This window comes from Psychromonas aquimarina ATCC BAA-1526, from assembly GCF_000428725.1.
In the GTDB taxonomy this organism is placed as follows: Bacteria; Pseudomonadota; Gammaproteobacteria; order Enterobacterales; family Psychromonadaceae; genus Psychromonas; species Psychromonas aquimarina.
This window is the reverse complement of record NZ_AUAM01000014.1, coordinates 54,633-68,959: the sequence shown is the minus strand read 5'-3', so window position 1 is coordinate 68,959 and position 14,327 is coordinate 54,633. Positions and strand designations below refer to the sequence as shown.

Here is a 14,327-nt window from a genome sequence, read left to right as displayed (position 1 = left end):
GCTGTTGTTATTCTAAAAAGTGCGGCTGTACTGAACGGCCATTAACAGTGCATCTGCATGAGTGGTGGCAGAAAGCTCGGAAACATGCTCAGTTTTTTCAGTCACGCTGACATCTTTACCAAGCAGGTAAGTGGCGCCAAAGTCGATATTAGATTTCTTATCAAAATGATAAGTGAAACCGGCAGAGAGCCACTGACGATCTGAATCCGGTACAGATACTGAAGTAACCTGATCCTGGGCACTCTGGTCATACATATATCCGGTGCGCAGAGTCCACTCCTTGTTCAGGTAATAGGTGGCGCCGAGTGAAAAGTGCATGGCATCTTTCCACTGATACTCGTTAAGTGTGCCGTTTGCTTGTGATTCTAAGGTCTTAAATGCAGACCAGCCGATCCACTGTACACTGTAGTGCACGGCATATTTAGTTCCCTGCAGGCGGTGGTAGCCGGAGAACTCTGCCATATCCGGCAGTGGTATAAACAGAGTATCATCAGCTGTTGTTACACCTTTGTAGTAAATATCGCCCTCTGCTTCTAACTTCGGGCTGTAGTGATAGGAGAGGCCGAAACGGTTGTTATTATCTAATTCAAAGACTGTGCCCAGGTTAAAGCCAAGGCCGACACCGGCCGCGTCAATATCTAATATCTTTTGAGAACCGAGTGCTTTGCTGCCGGATCTTTGTAGTTTTCCCTGCCCGTAAATAACATCTAAACCGCCGCCGATACTCCATTGCGAATTTAAACGGTAGGAGACACTCAGGCCGAGGTTCATGCTTTTAACATCGGTTAAACCGCCGTATTCAGAAGCGCTGAAACTGTCATCAAATTCAGTTTTGGTACCAAAGTTTGAATACAGGTTTACACCTACTGCAAACTGTTCGTTCAGCGGCACAATCAGATGCAGGTTAGGCGCGTAGGAGGTATCACCGGCATTATCATAGTCTGAGTCGAAAGAAGCTCCGGCAGCCGGACCAGCGGAGGGGCTGTATGATGCATTACTGATATTGATGTCAGTTTTAATCATATTTACACCTAATGACAGTGCCGTTTCATCAAATAAAGCCATGGCTGCTGCATTACGTGCCATAACCGAGGCATTATCGGCAATAACGGCATCACCGGCAAAAGCTCGGCCAAGACCGGTTGCTGACTGGGCATTAAGCTGAAAGCCGGCTGCATTTACCTGTGTCGATGTTAATACTGCCGTGGAGGCTAAAAGTGTTACTGGGAGCAGCTTGTGTTTATTCATTTTTTTTCCGTATTCAGTCTTAATTTTGAGAAAATAGTCTCAATTGTTATTTTTTTTATGTTGCATTTGTGTTAGTTGTTTTTTGGGCTCCGGGATTCTATAGGTAGATGAGTCAATAAGAAACCCTAATACGGTGTGAATACGGAATAATGAGTTTTATATTGACGGATATTTGAACTGTGGCTGAATTATTGGTACTTATGGCGGGGGAAATGCCGTAAAAGTAGGTGTAAGCACCTCAAATAAATCATATACACTGTATTCCTAGTGTATATTGTAAGTCAGTAATCCCCCCAAAAAGGAGCACCTGTTATGAAAAAAATTCTCTTATTCGCTGTACTGTTATTTTCTTTTCCAACGCTGTCCACGGCTGTTGATTTTGGTAAGCTGGCAGACTCGGTTGATAAAGAAAAAGCCGGCGATTCTGTCGATACTGAAAAATTAATGGATTCCGTTGAAGGAACTGATGTTAATTATAAAAAAGCATACGACGCAGTTGATAAAGAAAAAGCCGCTGATTCAGTGGATCTGCAGAAAGCCCAAGAAGCGCTGCTGGAGATTAAAAAAGATTAAGTAGATAGATTTAAATCTGCCGCTTTAAGATGCAGTTGTGATTCATTTTACAGCGGCTGAATACTCAGCTCTTTTTAGATCTTATCTGCTGAATTAACAGACCGCTGATAATAAACACCAGCCCGATAATGGTAGCCGGATAGATAGGCTCTTTAATAATCCAGTTCAGCAGCAGCAGTGAAACAAAAGGGGATATGAAAATAAGGTTGCTTATTTTAGCGGTATTCTGTGCATAACGTAATGCACTTAACCAGGCGACAAAAGCAAAGCCCATTTCAAAAAGTCCTATGTAAACTGCTCCTAACCACCCCTGCCAGCCCGGCATATTAAAATCACTAAGCATTGGTGTCGCAATTAAGATCGCCGGAAAACCAAGTAAAAAACACAATAACAGAGAGGCAATCGGATCTGCACTGTTTTTACTGTTTAGTATCCAGTACATAGCCCACAGCAGTGTACTGAGCATTGCCAGGAATACGCCAAGCGGGCTGGCAAAATCCAGTGCTAAAAGATCCCCTTTGGTGGCTATAATCAATACTCCGCTATAACCGAGAATAATTGCAGTGATGTCTTTTCTGCTGAGTTTCTGACCGAGGAAAGGTACGGCTAAAATACTCAGTGCAATTGCCCAGGTGTAATTTAATGACTGCGCCTGCTGCGCCGGCAGCAGATTATAAGCTTCAAACAAAATAAGGTAATAAAAGAAGGGGTTAATCAGTCCCATGGTCAGATAAAACCAGGGACGATTTAAGAAATAGCTTTTTAAAAGGTGCAGTTTTTTCTGCTGCAGACAGATGCAGGTTAACAACACAATGGTAGTGAATGATGAAACCAACAGCATCTGTATGGGAGAGAAATAACTGAGTGTAATTTTAAATGCAGTGGCGACGGTTGACCACATTAATACGGCGAGTAATGCAAACAAGGTGGCTTTTTTTTGGTTTTTAATCATCGAGGTGATAGTACTTGTGATTGATTTATATATAAAAATCACTTTAACATAGTATTTTTACTGATTCTGATACTTTGCTTCAATTGCTTGAAATATCCCGTTCCCACGTGCTTTTTTCATTGATTGATTAAATTTTATGAGAAATTCTTTGCGGTCATTTTCTTTTAAGAAACCGAGGTAATTGGGATCTCTAAAGAAAGGGGTAGGCACAACATACAGTTGTGACTTAAGACCGAGCAGTTCCGGATTATTTTTGAAAAATTCATTAAAGGGCTGTATTCCAGGGTTAATAACTGCGATATCCAGGCGCCCTTTGGCTATGCGTTTTAAACGTAATGCCAGGTCGCCGTTATCACGGAGTACGGTGAACACCTTCTCTCTGATGCCTCTTTCAAATTCATCGCCGTAACTTGCCCCCCTGGGAGCACCTAGTGTTTTGCCGGCCAGATCCTCAATACCCGAGTAGGTAAAAGCGTTATCAATATGGGTGACTAATAAAATATCATCGAAATACATGATATCCGAATAGTCGATTAATTTCTGCCTCTCCTGACTGATGGAAAGACCGATAACGCCGCCTTTGCCGTCTAGCATACTTTTATAAGCTCTTGCCCAGGTTGAAAAATGGTAATTAAACTGACAGCCGATATCAGCCCCGACATACTGCATCATGTCAATAAGCACACCCTGGGCGCGGCCGTTTTCATAATAAACTTTGGGTTTTTGTCTGGCGTTTGCATAGATATCAATAACACAGGCATTGGCTTGTATACCTGCTGAAAAGAGGATAAAAAAGGACAGAAAAAGTGTGCGGATCATTAAGTGCTCCTGCAGATTCAAGCCAGCATTAGCTACTATAGCGCTATCCTTGTATATTCGCCTTAGTTTACTTGCAAAAGCGTTAACCTATCGGCAGCATTCTTTTAAATAACTAACGATTAATCTTTGCTTTTCTGTTGAGTATTTATGATGCGGCCGGCAGGGCGCAGGTGCGCCTTGCCGGCTGCAGAAAGGAGCTTAACTGGAATGTTTTCTTAAACTGACAATTAATACTGCCGCTGCTGCTAAAACAAAGCAGTACCAGGCATTAGCTGCCGCCGCTAACGGTGAGATACTGAATATTGAAGCCGCTAATAATGCCTGGGCACCGTAGGGGATAATTCCCTGTATTACACAGGAGAAGATATCTAACAGGCTGGCTGAGCGTTTCGGGCTTACTGCATGTTTCTCTGCAAGCTCCCTGGCGATATTACCGGTCACAATAATTGAGACGGTATTATTAGCGACACAGGCATTGGTTAAGGAAACTAAACAAGCGATACCTAATTCAGAAAGGCGTTTGTTTTGTCTGGCAGCAAAACGGGCGATGATTTTTTCAATTTTTAAGCTGATAAAAGCCAGTCCTCCCTGCCGCTGCATCAGGGCCGCCAATCCGCCAACCAGCATAGACAATACAAAGATCTCCTGCATATTTTTGAAACCAGTAAAAATATCGTCGGCAAAAGAGGTTACTGAGTAATTTATAGTTATAAACCCTGTTAACCCTGCCAGTAGAATCCCCGTAGTTAGTACAACAAATACGTTTAAACCGGAAACTGCTAAGATCAGTATTGTTAAATACGGCAGTACTTTCAAAAAATCGATTTCTTGCGCAGCAAGCTCTGCACTACCTTGTCCAGCCAGAGTTAATAACACTAAGGTAACAGCGGCTGCTGGTAATGCGAATATCAGGTTTTCTTTAAACTTATCTTTCATTTCACAACCTTGCGTGCGTGTAGCAGCAATAGTGGTATCAGAAATAATCGACAGGTTATCGCCGAATAATGCACCGGAAATAACCGTACCGGCCATCAGTGCTGAATCAATATCAGCCTGCTGTGAAATGCCTAATGCTATCGGTGCAACGGCAGCAATTGTCCCCATAGATGTGCCCATTGCTGTGGCGATAAAGGCGGCTATTAAGAAAAAGCCCGGCAGCAGTAAATTAGAGGGAATAAGTGAAAGTCCAAGTGCAACCGTTGCGTCAACACCTCCGGTTGCTTTGGCCACAGCTGCAAATGCGCCCGCTAACAAATAGATCAGGCACATAGCAATGATATTGGCATGGCCGATACCTTCGATAAAGGTTTCAATTGCAGAGTTTAATTTTTGCTTAGACAAGGTTAATGCCAGAATAATTGCCGGTAAAATAGCAACTACGCTCGGCAGCTGGTAAAACGCAAAATCAACACCCTGCTGCTGATAATAAATTCCTGCACCAATAAACAGCGCTAAAAATAAAAACAGCGGAAAAAGTGCTGTAAAAGAGGGGGCAGGGCAGTGCTGCGGAGTAGATTCGGGGTTATTCACTTAAAGCCTCATTGGGAATTGGAAGTTAACTGTGTAAAGAAATTTTGAAGCGCATTCTACGGCATGCAGTTATAAATACGTAGTTTAATTGCACTGTATCAATGAAACTAACTGATGCTGTATATATTTTTTACACCTTTGTCTCTTCTTTTCTATACTTTATGTACGAGAGCAGGCGCCCTGCTGAATACTCAGCAGGCAGGTTTATCTGGACTGCGCAGAACCCCGCGGGCAAGCAGATGCAGTTTATCTGTTATAACAATAATATGAAGAATGAGGTTTGTTATGTATGTACACAATCAGCATTACAGCCTGTCTCAGGATCAGGATATTATTATTTTTATAGGTAATGGTGTCTGGAAGCCTGAACTTTCAAAAGAATGTATTGAGTCTATTAATGACTTTGTAAGTCAGCAGAAGAATGAAGATTTTGCATTAATTGTTGATACCAGTAATGTTAAAAGTATTACCCCGCAGTGCTTTCTGGCCTGGGAAACAGCGCTTGAGGTATGGGCTGCGCAGGGGCTTAAAGCAACCGCCCGTATTGATAAACCCGAGGCTGGTTTTTATAAAATATTTCTGGCCGGCTTTGATGATATTTTACGTATGCGAAGCCGCTTTTATTCAGCATCATCAGAAAGTTTTGCTTTAAAAGCACTGCATAATTCAGGGTTTGCAGGCTTTACAAACGTAGAAAAAATAGATTAAAAAGGCGCAGGCGCGCCATTTAGTGTTAATCCATGCCTAGGAACCCCCCGGTCTGATGAGCCCAAAGCTGTGCGTAGATGCCTTTTCCGTAAATTAATTCCTGATGAGTTCCCTGTTCAATTATTCTGCCCTGATCTAAAACGATTAACCGGTCCATAGCGGCAATCGTTGATAAACGGTGGGCAATAGCAATAACTGTTTTTCCCTGCATCAGCTCATACAAGCTTTCCTGAATGGCGGCTTCCACTTCGCTGTCCAGTGCAGAGGTGGCTTCATCTAATACTAGAATCGGTGCATCTTTTAGTAATACACGGGAAATAGCAATGCGCTGCCGCTGACCGCCGGAGAGTTTTACACCACGCTCACCTACCTGCGCGTCATAACCACTATTACCGGAACTGTCGGTTAAGCCCATAATAAACTCATGTGCCTGCGCCTGCTTTGTAGCCTGGATCATCTCCTGTTCAGTGGCATCAGGGCGTCCGTAAAGAATATTTTCACGAATTGAGCGATGCAGCAGTGAGGTATCCTGAGTAACCATGCCGATTTGTAAACGCAGACTTTCCTGCTGCACCTGGTTAATATTCTGCTGATCAATAATTATTTTTCCCTGCTCAACATCATAAAAACGCAGCAGCAGATTTACCAGGGTGGATTTTCCTGCCCCGGATCGCCCGACTAAACCCACTTTTTCACCGGCTTTAATATTCAGATTAAGATTGTCGATAACTCCTTTATGCTCGCCGTAATGGAAACTGATATCAGCAAAATGAATAGCTCCATGGGTAACATCCAGGGGGGCTGCATCTTTTTGATCTTCAATAATATTGGGTTTGGCCAGGGTATTCATACCGTCTGTAACTGTGCCTATATTCTCAAACAGGGAGCTTACTTCCCACATTATCCACTGTGACATGCCGTTTAAACGCAGTGCCAGGCTGATCGAAATAGCGATTGCGCCAACCGTAATGGCACTCTGCATCCATAATGAAATCGCCAATGCGGTGACAGCAAAGGCTAATATGTAGTTGGCTATCTGTACGCTGACGTTGATGCCGGTTGCTAAACGCATCTGCCGGTAAACCGTATCTAAGAAACCTTTCATGCCCTGCTTAGCATAAGCGGATTCAGAGTCGGTATGAGCAAACAGCTTAACGGTGGAGATATTGGTATAGCTGTCAACGATGCGCCCGGTCATGGTGGAGCGTGCATCAGCCTGTTCAGCAGCCACATTTTTTAAACGCGGAATAAAATAATACTGCAGTCCGATATAAACAATCAGCCAGGTAAGCATAGGCAGGGCTAAACGGTAGTCAGCCTGTGCGACCATAACCAGCATAGAGATAAAATAAACTAACACGTAAACCATCACATTGAGCAGTTTCATTACCGTTTCACGTACTGCCAGGGCTGTCTGCATGACTTTGGTTGCAATGCGTCCGGCAAAATCATCCTGATAAAATGAAACACTCTGCTTAAGCAGGTAACGGTGCGCAAACCAGCGGATTGACATCGGATAATTCCCGAGCAGGATCTGATGTACAACCAGTGAATGCAGAATGGTCAGCAGCGGAATAAGTACTAAAACCATCAGCGCCATGCCAAGCAGGGTCAACCCTTCATCCTGTAATAATGTTTCAGGGTTTTTAGTAATCAGCCAGTCAACCAGCTGTCCCATAAAACCAAACAGAGAGACTTCAAGCATTGCTAATAATGCAGTCAGTAGAGTCATTATAGCCAGAGGAATCCCGTAACCTTTAGTGTAATGCAGGCAGAAAGCGATTAATGTAGCGGGTGGTTGCCTGGGCTCTGCATCGTTAAGTGCCGGTACTAAATTTTCAAAAAATTTAAACATGTAGCTGCCTTTTAATGGTTATACTCAAACCACTTAGATTTAGGTGACTGTTTCTTTTATAAATAAAAACACACTAGAGAGAAATTACAGTTGACCTTTGATAGTAATGGGATCAAAAAACAACACAAGTACTTATTTGTTGTGTAAGGATTTTCAGCATGGATAACCACGGATTACGGGACTTAATATGAAGATAACAAGTGTACTGCTTTTAACTGCTTTATGTGGATTGCTAACGGCCTGCGAAGCGGAGAAAAAGCAGCAGCAGATTATTATTCCGCAGGCGCAGTTAGATGCGCTGGATAAAGCAAAAGATCTGGAAAAGGATTTATTAAAACTGCAGGAGCAGAAAGATAAACAGCTCAAAGAGCAGGGGTTATAAATGCTTAAGGTACGGATTCGGCGAAGAGGATATTAATAATTTGCACCCGCTGGGAAAATTCAGACAATTTTTACACCTCTTTGGTAGTAATTGCTGTGTAAGTTATGTACTTTCGATAAGCAGTTTGTTGAATTGTGCGCCTTTTCATCCATAAAATAAGAAGAATATAATTATGAGTCAGGAACGTCCTTCAATATTTTATCTCGATTTTTTACGTTGTATTGCGGCTCTGGCTGTTATTGCTATCCATGTTCTCGGGCCTTTCCGATATTTATATGGTGAAATACCGGATTCAGAGTGGTTAGCCGCGACCGGAATTAACAGTTTAACCCGCTGGGCTGTGCCGGTGTTTATGATGATCAGCGGGGCGCTGCTGCTTTCAAGCGAACGTGCTTTTAACTGTGAACACTACCTCACAAAACGCCTGTCTAAAGTTGCTGTTCCCTTTGTCGGCTGGACACTTATTTATGCAGTGATCGGGGGCTTTACGGGCGGAGGGTGGTCAAGTACGGCCGTCATGCAGATACTGAATGATTCGCCTAACGAACCCGTCTGGTATCACCTGTGGTTTTTTTACGACTTTATTCCTTTGTATTTTGTGATCCCTTTTTTGATTCCGGTGTTAAAAAAAGCCAGTCCGGAGCTTGTTAAGCTGGCCGTTATGAGCTGGATGGTTATGTTTCTGATGAACTGGTTAAAAGTGGAAAGCTTTTTACTGGAGAACCTGGTTCTTTATACTGGTTACCTGGTTTTAGGCTGGTATCTGTTTAACCGCGATAACAGCAAAGAGCTTAAATACTGGCTGATCGGCGGCGGCTGCATGCTGGTGTTTAATTTTTTCGGCTCCTGGCAGATGGCGGTTGAAAGTGGTGAATACAGCAGCTTCTTTATGGGATATAAAACACTGAATACAGTTATTATCGGTGCTATGTTATTTGTTACGGCGCAAACTTATGCCGATAAAATCAGCGGTAAACTGCGCGCTCTGGTATTGGTTATTTCCAAATACAGCTTAGGTATTTATCTGCTCCATCCTATACTGCTGATTCCGGTGCGTAATTTAGACAATGGTGTGTACAGTTTGTTCGGCACTAACTGGCTCGCGATACCTGTTATTACTATTATCATCATGCTTATCTCACTGTTATGTACTATGTTTTTAGTAAAAATACCGTTTATCAAACGTTTAGTGCCTTAAGGAAAAATAATGAAATACAGTTACTTATTGCTTAGCTTAGGTGTGCTCGGCAGCGCGCCTTTATATGCCGGTGATCCTTTTGCTGATTTAGATAAAGAGATGTCCCTATATGAACAGGAATCTGTCGGCTCGATTGAGCTGGAAGACAGTTTTCAGAAATATGTCGAAGCCCGGGAACTGGAATATCAGACCTGGCAGACTCAATATTTAAAAGAGTTTGATCAGTTCCAGAATGAGCTGATTAATAAGTGGGGGGAAGGGGATGTTTCACAAAAAGACCGCAATGTGGAATTCAGCGAAGATAAAAATGTTAAATCCGTTGTAGATTATCAGGCTGAAGAGGTCAGCATTGCAGTTTTAGTTGATAAAGATCTGTCCTTAGAAGAGGCGGAAAAACAGGTTAAGGTACAGATCGATCAGCTGCTGGCGGATAAACAGTCTAATATAGCGCGCATCTTTGAAGGCGACAGTTCGATTAAAAAGGGTAAGGTTTCTGTCAGCGAAGTGCAGTACTCCGACGAGAAAAAGCAGCAGATGCAGGACGTTATTATTAAACAGACTCAGGCACAGGCACAGGAGATTGATAAAAAAACAGATCGCGCGCAGCTGCCGGACAGCCCGTTAACGGAAAGCCAGTCACAGCAGTTAGCTGTTAAAGAAAAACAGCAGCTGCTTGAATCCAGCCAGATCCGCATTGACAGCGCTGCGGAAAATTACGATAAGGCAGCAGTTGAGGCAGTACCGGATAAGAAGGTTGTTTTATACAAAGTGAGGCTGCCTAAAAACAGCCTGGCTAAGCGTGCCGCTAAATACTCTGGTTATGCTGAAAAAGAGGGGCAGATTCGTGAAATCCCGGCTGCTTTGGTAATGGCGATTATGCACTCTGAATCTGCATTTGATCCCCGCGCTAAATCAGCAGTTCCCGCTTATGGATTAATGCAGATTGTGCCGCGAACTGCCGGTCATGATGTCAACAAGCTGGTGCGTAATATTGATAAACCTATGAATAAAGATGATCTCTATGTACCGCAGATAAATGTAGAAACAGGTACTGCTTATTTAGATATTTTAGATAAACGCTATTTGAAAGCGATTAAAAATGACCGAAGTCGTTTGTACTGTACGATTGCTTCCTATAATACCGGTGCCGGTAATGTCGCCAGAGTGTTTAATTCTGACGGTTCCCGCAGTATTAATAAGGCATCACGTATTATTAATAAATTAACCCCGGATCAGGTTTACCAGCAGTTAATGTTTAAATTACCCTATGATGAAACTAAGCATTATCTGGAACGTGTTAATTCCCGTATCGCTTTGTATGAATCAAAAACCTGAAGATAATGGGGAGAGCAGTTAATCAGCCGGATGTTTTTGCAAATTGATAATCAGCAGAGATGATTAACCTGCCGGATGTTTTTGTAAATTGATAATCAGCAGAGATGATTAACCTGCCAGATGTTTTTGTAGATTGATAATCATCTGCGCTGTTGCTCCCCAGATCATTCGATTCTGGTAGGCGATACAATAGGTATAATGGCGCTTTTTATTGGCTAATAAGTGCTGTTTATGAAAATTGTCTCTATTGAGCAGATATTCAAGCGGTACTTCAAAAACACTTTTTACCTCCTGCGGATCAATTAAGGTCGAGTGATTACTGTTAACAAATCCCAGGTAAGGACTCACTACAAAGCCGCTTACCGTCGGCAGCTGCGGTAGAGAACCGAAAACATTAATCTGATTTTGTAAAATGCCGATCTCTTCTTCCGTCTCGCGTAATGCGGTATGCTGCAGGCTTCCGTCGCTCTGTTCATACTTCCCTCCTGGAAAGCTGACTTGGCCAGGGTGATGCCGTAGATGCAGTGCTCGTTCGGTAAATATTATATTTAAGCCCTGGCGGCGTTTTACCAGCGGCACTAGAACGGCCGCTTTTTTTAAGCGTTTATTATCTGCATTTAATGATTTTTTGTCACTAACCTGCTGATGATGAAATAAAAAGCGATTTAAAAAGGTTTGTTTGTCCATAAAAATGCCTGCAAAGAAACAATAATAACAGCAAGTTAAAGTGTGGCATAAAGCTGTGCTATTTCTACTGTTAACTTTTTGTTGATCTGATGTTGAATACCGAATTCAAGTTAATATTTATCTGTGTTTTATGTTTGTCTTAAGTCATTGTAAATGAGTTTTTTACTATGCTGTTTAATATTTTTTAAAGTTTCCTGTGCGCCTGCCGATAACTTTTTATCGACAATAATTTTTGATAAAAAGCGCTCCGGGAAATTGAATATGGCCAATTCAGTTGTTACTAATACATCATCGCTGTTTGCACAGCGTATGCTCAACCGTAATCAGGGGGTGAGCAATCAGGCGATGGAGCGTCTCTCTTCCGGCTTAAGAATTAACAGTGCCCGTGATGATGCCGCCGGTTTATCAATATCTGCCGGCATGACTTCACAGATCAATGGTTATAACCAGGCGGTACGTAATGCTAATGATGGAGTTTCTGCTCTGCAGGTAGCAGACGGTGCTCTAGATTCAGTTACTAATTCCCTGCAGCGTATTCGTGAATTGTCTGTGCAGGCCGCCAATGAAACCTATTCCTTAGAAAACCGCCAGGCGATTCAGTCGGAAATTGATGCATTAGGTAAAGAGATAAATTCGATAGCTGAAACCACGGAATTTAACGGCACTAAACTGTTCCAGCGCGGTGATTTAACACCTGAAAGTGATGTAGATAAACAGGCGGTAATCGACGGTCTGTTCAGTTCGTGGTTTGCTAACTCAGAGCAGCGGATTTTTGAACAGTTTGGTATTAAAGGAGATGGTGCGACATTAAAAATCGATCTTTCCGATACGCCAGATCCGGACATAGCAGCATCAGTCAGCGGTACGACTAATGCGACCACAGGTAAAACAGATAATCAAATATTAACCATAGATATGAGTGATTTTGAAAAAGGTATTGCTGGTGACGGCGGCAATGCACCGTTTTATAGCGATCGTATTATTGCCCATGAAATGGTACATGCGGTGATGGGGCGGTCCATGGATATGGGCAGTATGCCTACGTGGTTTTTAGAAGGAGCTGCAGAGCTCATCCACGGTGCTGATGAGCGGGTATATAATGATCTGGTTGCTAATGACCCCAATACCACGCACTTTGATTCCAGCGATTTTGATGCTTTAGCGGGGCAGTTAACTAATGCATCAGCTGGATGGGACGGCAGCAGCGAGCACTATAGCGCTAGTTATGTCGCGGTACGATATTTACATGAAGATATAAAAGCCAATGGTGGAGAGGGCATTAAAGATCTGATGGTTGAGTTGAGCGACAGTGGTGCAACACTTGACGCAACGCTAGCGACAATGCAGGGACAAGGTAAAGTTTCATGGGCTAATGCGGGCGCCATTGTAACAGCATTTACCACTGGTAATGCTGGTAGTACCTTTATGCAGACTAACTTCAATTTTGGTAATGAAGATACCGGTGCTATCGGCGGTTTAGATGTTGACGGTGAGGCTTCGCTGGACGGGCGGGCTGTTATTGAAGATGATATTAATCTTACCTTAGATCCTATGACAGGTTTTGATGTTGAGCTGCCGACTAAGGGAAAAATTAACGACCCGTTATTAACAGCGCAGTATAATCTGCAGGTAGGGGCGAACAACGGCGAAACCATTCAGGTGAGTCTTTCCCGTATCGACAGTGACGCGCTGGGTATTAATGATATTGATGTCACCACCGATGCCAGTGCAGTAATTGATAAAATGGATAAAGCGTTAAGTTATGTTAATGATCAGCGTTCAGAAATCGGTGCTTCTATTAACCGCCTGCATGCAGCGGTCAGCGTTAATGAATTAAATTCACAGTCAACTTCCGCCAGCCGTTCACGTATTCAGGATGCGGACTTTGCTCTGGAAACCAGTAAGCTCAGCAAATCGCAGATACTGCAGCAGGCCGGTACCAGTATGCTGACGCAGGCTAATGCGTCAGTACAGTCAGTATTAAGTCTGCTTGGTTAACTGAGCGGTTTAACTGCTTTTTTAGCAATTAATAACGCGCGTTTGGGGGCCGGGTGGCCTTCCACGGTTTTTGTCGGATCGTCCGGATCTAAGTAATCTTCTAAGGACTCATTAGTCATCCAGGCGGTACTGCGCTGCTCGCCGGTTAATGTATCGTTGATATCTGCAATACGCACATCTTCAAAACCGCACTTTTCAACCCACAGCTTTAAGGCTTCTGCACTTGGCAGGAACCAGATATTACGCATTTTAGCGTATCTGTCCTGAGGTACTAATACTGCATTTTCATCACCTGCGATAACTAAGGTTTCTAATATCAGTTCGCCGCCCTCAACCAGCTGATCCTGGAGCTGAGTGATATGGTCCATCGGTGATTTACGGTGATATAAAACACCCATTGAAAAGACTGTGTCAAAGGCTTCAAGTTTAGGCAGTTCCTGAATGCCAAGCGGCAGCAGGTTAACGTTCGGATCTTTATTAGCAAAGTGACGTACGGCTTCAAACTGGCATAAAAACAGATCACTTGGGTCGATACCTACTACAAATTCTGCTCCTTCACCGCGCATCCGCCACATATGATAACCGCTGCCGCAGCCCACATCTAAAACATAACGGTATTTAAGCGGACTGATATGCGGCAGCACCCTGTCCCATTTCCAGTCACTGCGCCATTCAGTATCAATATGTACGCCGTGAATATGGAAAGGGCCTTTACGCCAGGGATGGAATTTCTGTAACAGGTTTTCCAGTTTTTTTGTTTCACCGCTGGACAGTTCGCTGCCGCTGCCGATTTCAACACGCTCTTTAAGCTCAATATTAGTCGTTTTGATTTCCGGGAATTTATTTAAAACCCGGATCCAGCTGGCTAGTTTGCCGTGCACATGAGTATTTTCCCATTCATGCAGCTGCGTTGGTAAAGTGCGCAGCCAGTGGCTTAAGCGGTTTTTAGCAATAGTGCTGTAAAAGTCTGTAAAGTCGATCATATGAAACCTTTGTAAAAATGTAATATCCCGTGTATCTGCTGTAATGTGCTGCCGCTCTT

Annotated in this window: 13 protein-coding genes; 6 read left to right on the top strand and 7 right to left on the bottom strand. The window is 43.2% G+C overall.

What is annotated here, in order from left to right; all coding sequences use genetic code 11:
- Positions 1-12: 12 nt before the first annotated feature.
- Positions 13-1,248, bottom strand: a complete 1,236-nt coding sequence (locus G337_RS0105895) for an outer membrane protein transport protein (RefSeq protein ID WP_028863060.1) — start codon at positions 1,246-1,248, stop codon at positions 13-15.
- Positions 1,249-1,560: 312 nt separating this feature from the next.
- Here G337_RS0105895 and G337_RS0105890 point away from each other — a divergent pair, with 312 nt between their 5' ends.
- Positions 1,561-1,821, top strand: a complete 261-nt coding sequence (locus G337_RS0105890) for a hypothetical protein (RefSeq protein ID WP_028863059.1) — start codon at positions 1,561-1,563, stop codon at positions 1,819-1,821.
- A gap of 64 nt (positions 1,822-1,885) precedes the next feature.
- Here the strand turns inward: G337_RS0105890 and G337_RS0105885 are convergent, their stop codons facing one another.
- From G337_RS0105885 to G337_RS0105875, 3 genes are all read right to left on the bottom strand, one after another.
- Entirely contained in the window at positions 1,886-2,773 is an 888-nt protein-coding gene (locus tag G337_RS0105885) for a DMT family transporter (protein WP_028863058.1), read from the bottom strand.
- Positions 2,774-2,830: 57 nt separating this feature from the next.
- Positions 2,831-3,592: a substrate-binding periplasmic protein gene (locus G337_RS0105880; protein ID WP_028863057.1), complete on the bottom strand. Its 762-nt coding sequence runs from the start codon at positions 3,590-3,592 to the stop codon at positions 2,831-2,833.
- Between the two features lie 198 nt (positions 3,593-3,790).
- The gene (locus G337_RS0105875; RefSeq protein WP_028863056.1) at positions 3,791-5,122 is read right to left on the bottom strand and encodes a Na+/H+ antiporter NhaC family protein; all 1,332 of its coding nucleotides are present in this window, start codon (positions 5,120-5,122) and stop codon (positions 3,791-3,793) included.
- Between the two features lie 285 nt (positions 5,123-5,407).
- On the opposite strand from G337_RS0105875, the gene G337_RS0105870 reads away from it, so the two are divergent.
- The gene (locus tag G337_RS0105870) at positions 5,408-5,830 is read left to right on the top strand and encodes a hypothetical protein (protein ID WP_028863055.1); all 423 of its coding nucleotides are present in this window, start codon (positions 5,408-5,410) and stop codon (positions 5,828-5,830) included.
- A gap of 25 nt (positions 5,831-5,855) precedes the next feature.
- On the opposite strand, the gene G337_RS0105865 is transcribed toward G337_RS0105870, so the two are convergent.
- Entirely contained in the window at positions 5,856-7,685 is a 1,830-nt protein-coding gene (locus G337_RS0105865) for an ABC transporter ATP-binding protein (protein ID WP_028863054.1), read from the bottom strand.
- A gap of 187 nt (positions 7,686-7,872) precedes the next feature.
- On the opposite strand from G337_RS0105865, the gene G337_RS0105860 reads away from it, so the two are divergent.
- The 3 genes from G337_RS0105860 to G337_RS27590 all read left to right on the top strand — a co-directional run bounded on the left by G337_RS0105860 (position 7,873) and on the right by G337_RS27590 (position 10,600).
- Positions 7,873-8,067 carry a hypothetical protein gene (locus tag G337_RS0105860; protein WP_028863053.1) on the top strand — a complete coding sequence of 65 codons (195 nt, stop codon included), beginning with the start codon at positions 7,873-7,875 and terminating at the stop codon, positions 8,065-8,067.
- A gap of 172 nt (positions 8,068-8,239) precedes the next feature.
- A complete protein-coding gene (locus tag G337_RS0105855) occupies positions 8,240-9,265 on the top strand; it encodes an acyltransferase (protein WP_028863052.1) in 1,026 nt (341 codons plus the stop codon).
- 9 nt (positions 9,266-9,274) lie between these two features.
- Entirely contained in the window at positions 9,275-10,600 is a 1,326-nt protein-coding gene (locus tag G337_RS27590) for a transglycosylase SLT domain-containing protein (protein ID WP_051302998.1), read from the top strand.
- Between the two features lie 108 nt (positions 10,601-10,708).
- On the opposite strand, the gene G337_RS0105845 is transcribed toward G337_RS27590, so the two are convergent.
- Positions 10,709-11,287 (bottom strand): CoA pyrophosphatase, encoded by a 579-nt coding sequence (locus G337_RS0105845; protein WP_028863051.1) that lies wholly within the window; start codon positions 11,285-11,287, stop codon positions 10,709-10,711.
- Between the two features lie 261 nt (positions 11,288-11,548).
- On the opposite strand from G337_RS0105845, the gene G337_RS28565 reads away from it, so the two are divergent.
- Complete coding sequence (locus G337_RS28565) at positions 11,549-13,285, top strand: flagellinolysin (protein WP_028863050.1); 1,737 nt, start codon at positions 11,549-11,551, stop codon at positions 13,283-13,285.
- Here G337_RS28565 and cmoB read toward each other — a convergent pair.
- Positions 13,282-14,268, bottom strand: coding sequence for a tRNA 5-methoxyuridine(34)/uridine 5-oxyacetic acid(34) synthase CmoB (gene cmoB / locus G337_RS0105835; protein ID WP_028863049.1), 987 nt, complete (start codon positions 14,266-14,268; stop codon positions 13,282-13,284). The genes G337_RS28565 and cmoB overlap by 4 nt on opposite strands.
- Positions 14,269-14,327: the final 59 nt, after the last annotated feature.

Coding starts and splice junctions, on each gene's coding strand:
- G337_RS0105895 (WP_028863060.1), bottom strand. CDS start 1,248: ATGAATAAACACAAGCTGCTCCCAGTAACACTTTTAGCCTCCACGGCA.
- G337_RS0105890 (WP_028863059.1), top strand. CDS start 1,561: ATGAAAAAAATTCTCTTATTCGCTGTACTGTTATTTTCTTTTCCAACG.
- G337_RS0105885 (WP_028863058.1), bottom strand. CDS start 2,773: ATGATTAAAAACCAAAAAAAAGCCACCTTGTTTGCATTACTCGCCGTA.
- G337_RS0105880 (WP_028863057.1), bottom strand. CDS start 3,592: ATGATCCGCACACTTTTTCTGTCCTTTTTTATCCTCTTTTCAGCAGGT.
- G337_RS0105870 (WP_028863055.1), top strand. CDS start 5,408: ATGTATGTACACAATCAGCATTACAGCCTGTCTCAGGATCAGGATATT.
- G337_RS0105865 (WP_028863054.1), bottom strand. CDS start 7,685: ATGTTTAAATTTTTTGAAAATTTAGTACCGGCACTTAACGATGCAGAG.
- G337_RS0105860 (WP_028863053.1), top strand. CDS start 7,873: ATGAAGATAACAAGTGTACTGCTTTTAACTGCTTTATGTGGATTGCTA.
- G337_RS0105855 (WP_028863052.1), top strand. CDS start 8,240: ATGAGTCAGGAACGTCCTTCAATATTTTATCTCGATTTTTTACGTTGT.
- G337_RS27590 (WP_051302998.1), top strand. CDS start 9,275: ATGAAATACAGTTACTTATTGCTTAGCTTAGGTGTGCTCGGCAGCGCG.
- G337_RS0105845 (WP_028863051.1), bottom strand. CDS start 11,287: ATGGACAAACAAACCTTTTTAAATCGCTTTTTATTTCATCATCAGCAG.
- G337_RS28565 (WP_028863050.1), top strand. CDS start 11,549: ATGGCCAATTCAGTTGTTACTAATACATCATCGCTGTTTGCACAGCGT.
- cmoB (WP_028863049.1), bottom strand. CDS start 14,268: ATGATCGACTTTACAGACTTTTACAGCACTATTGCTAAAAACCGCTTA.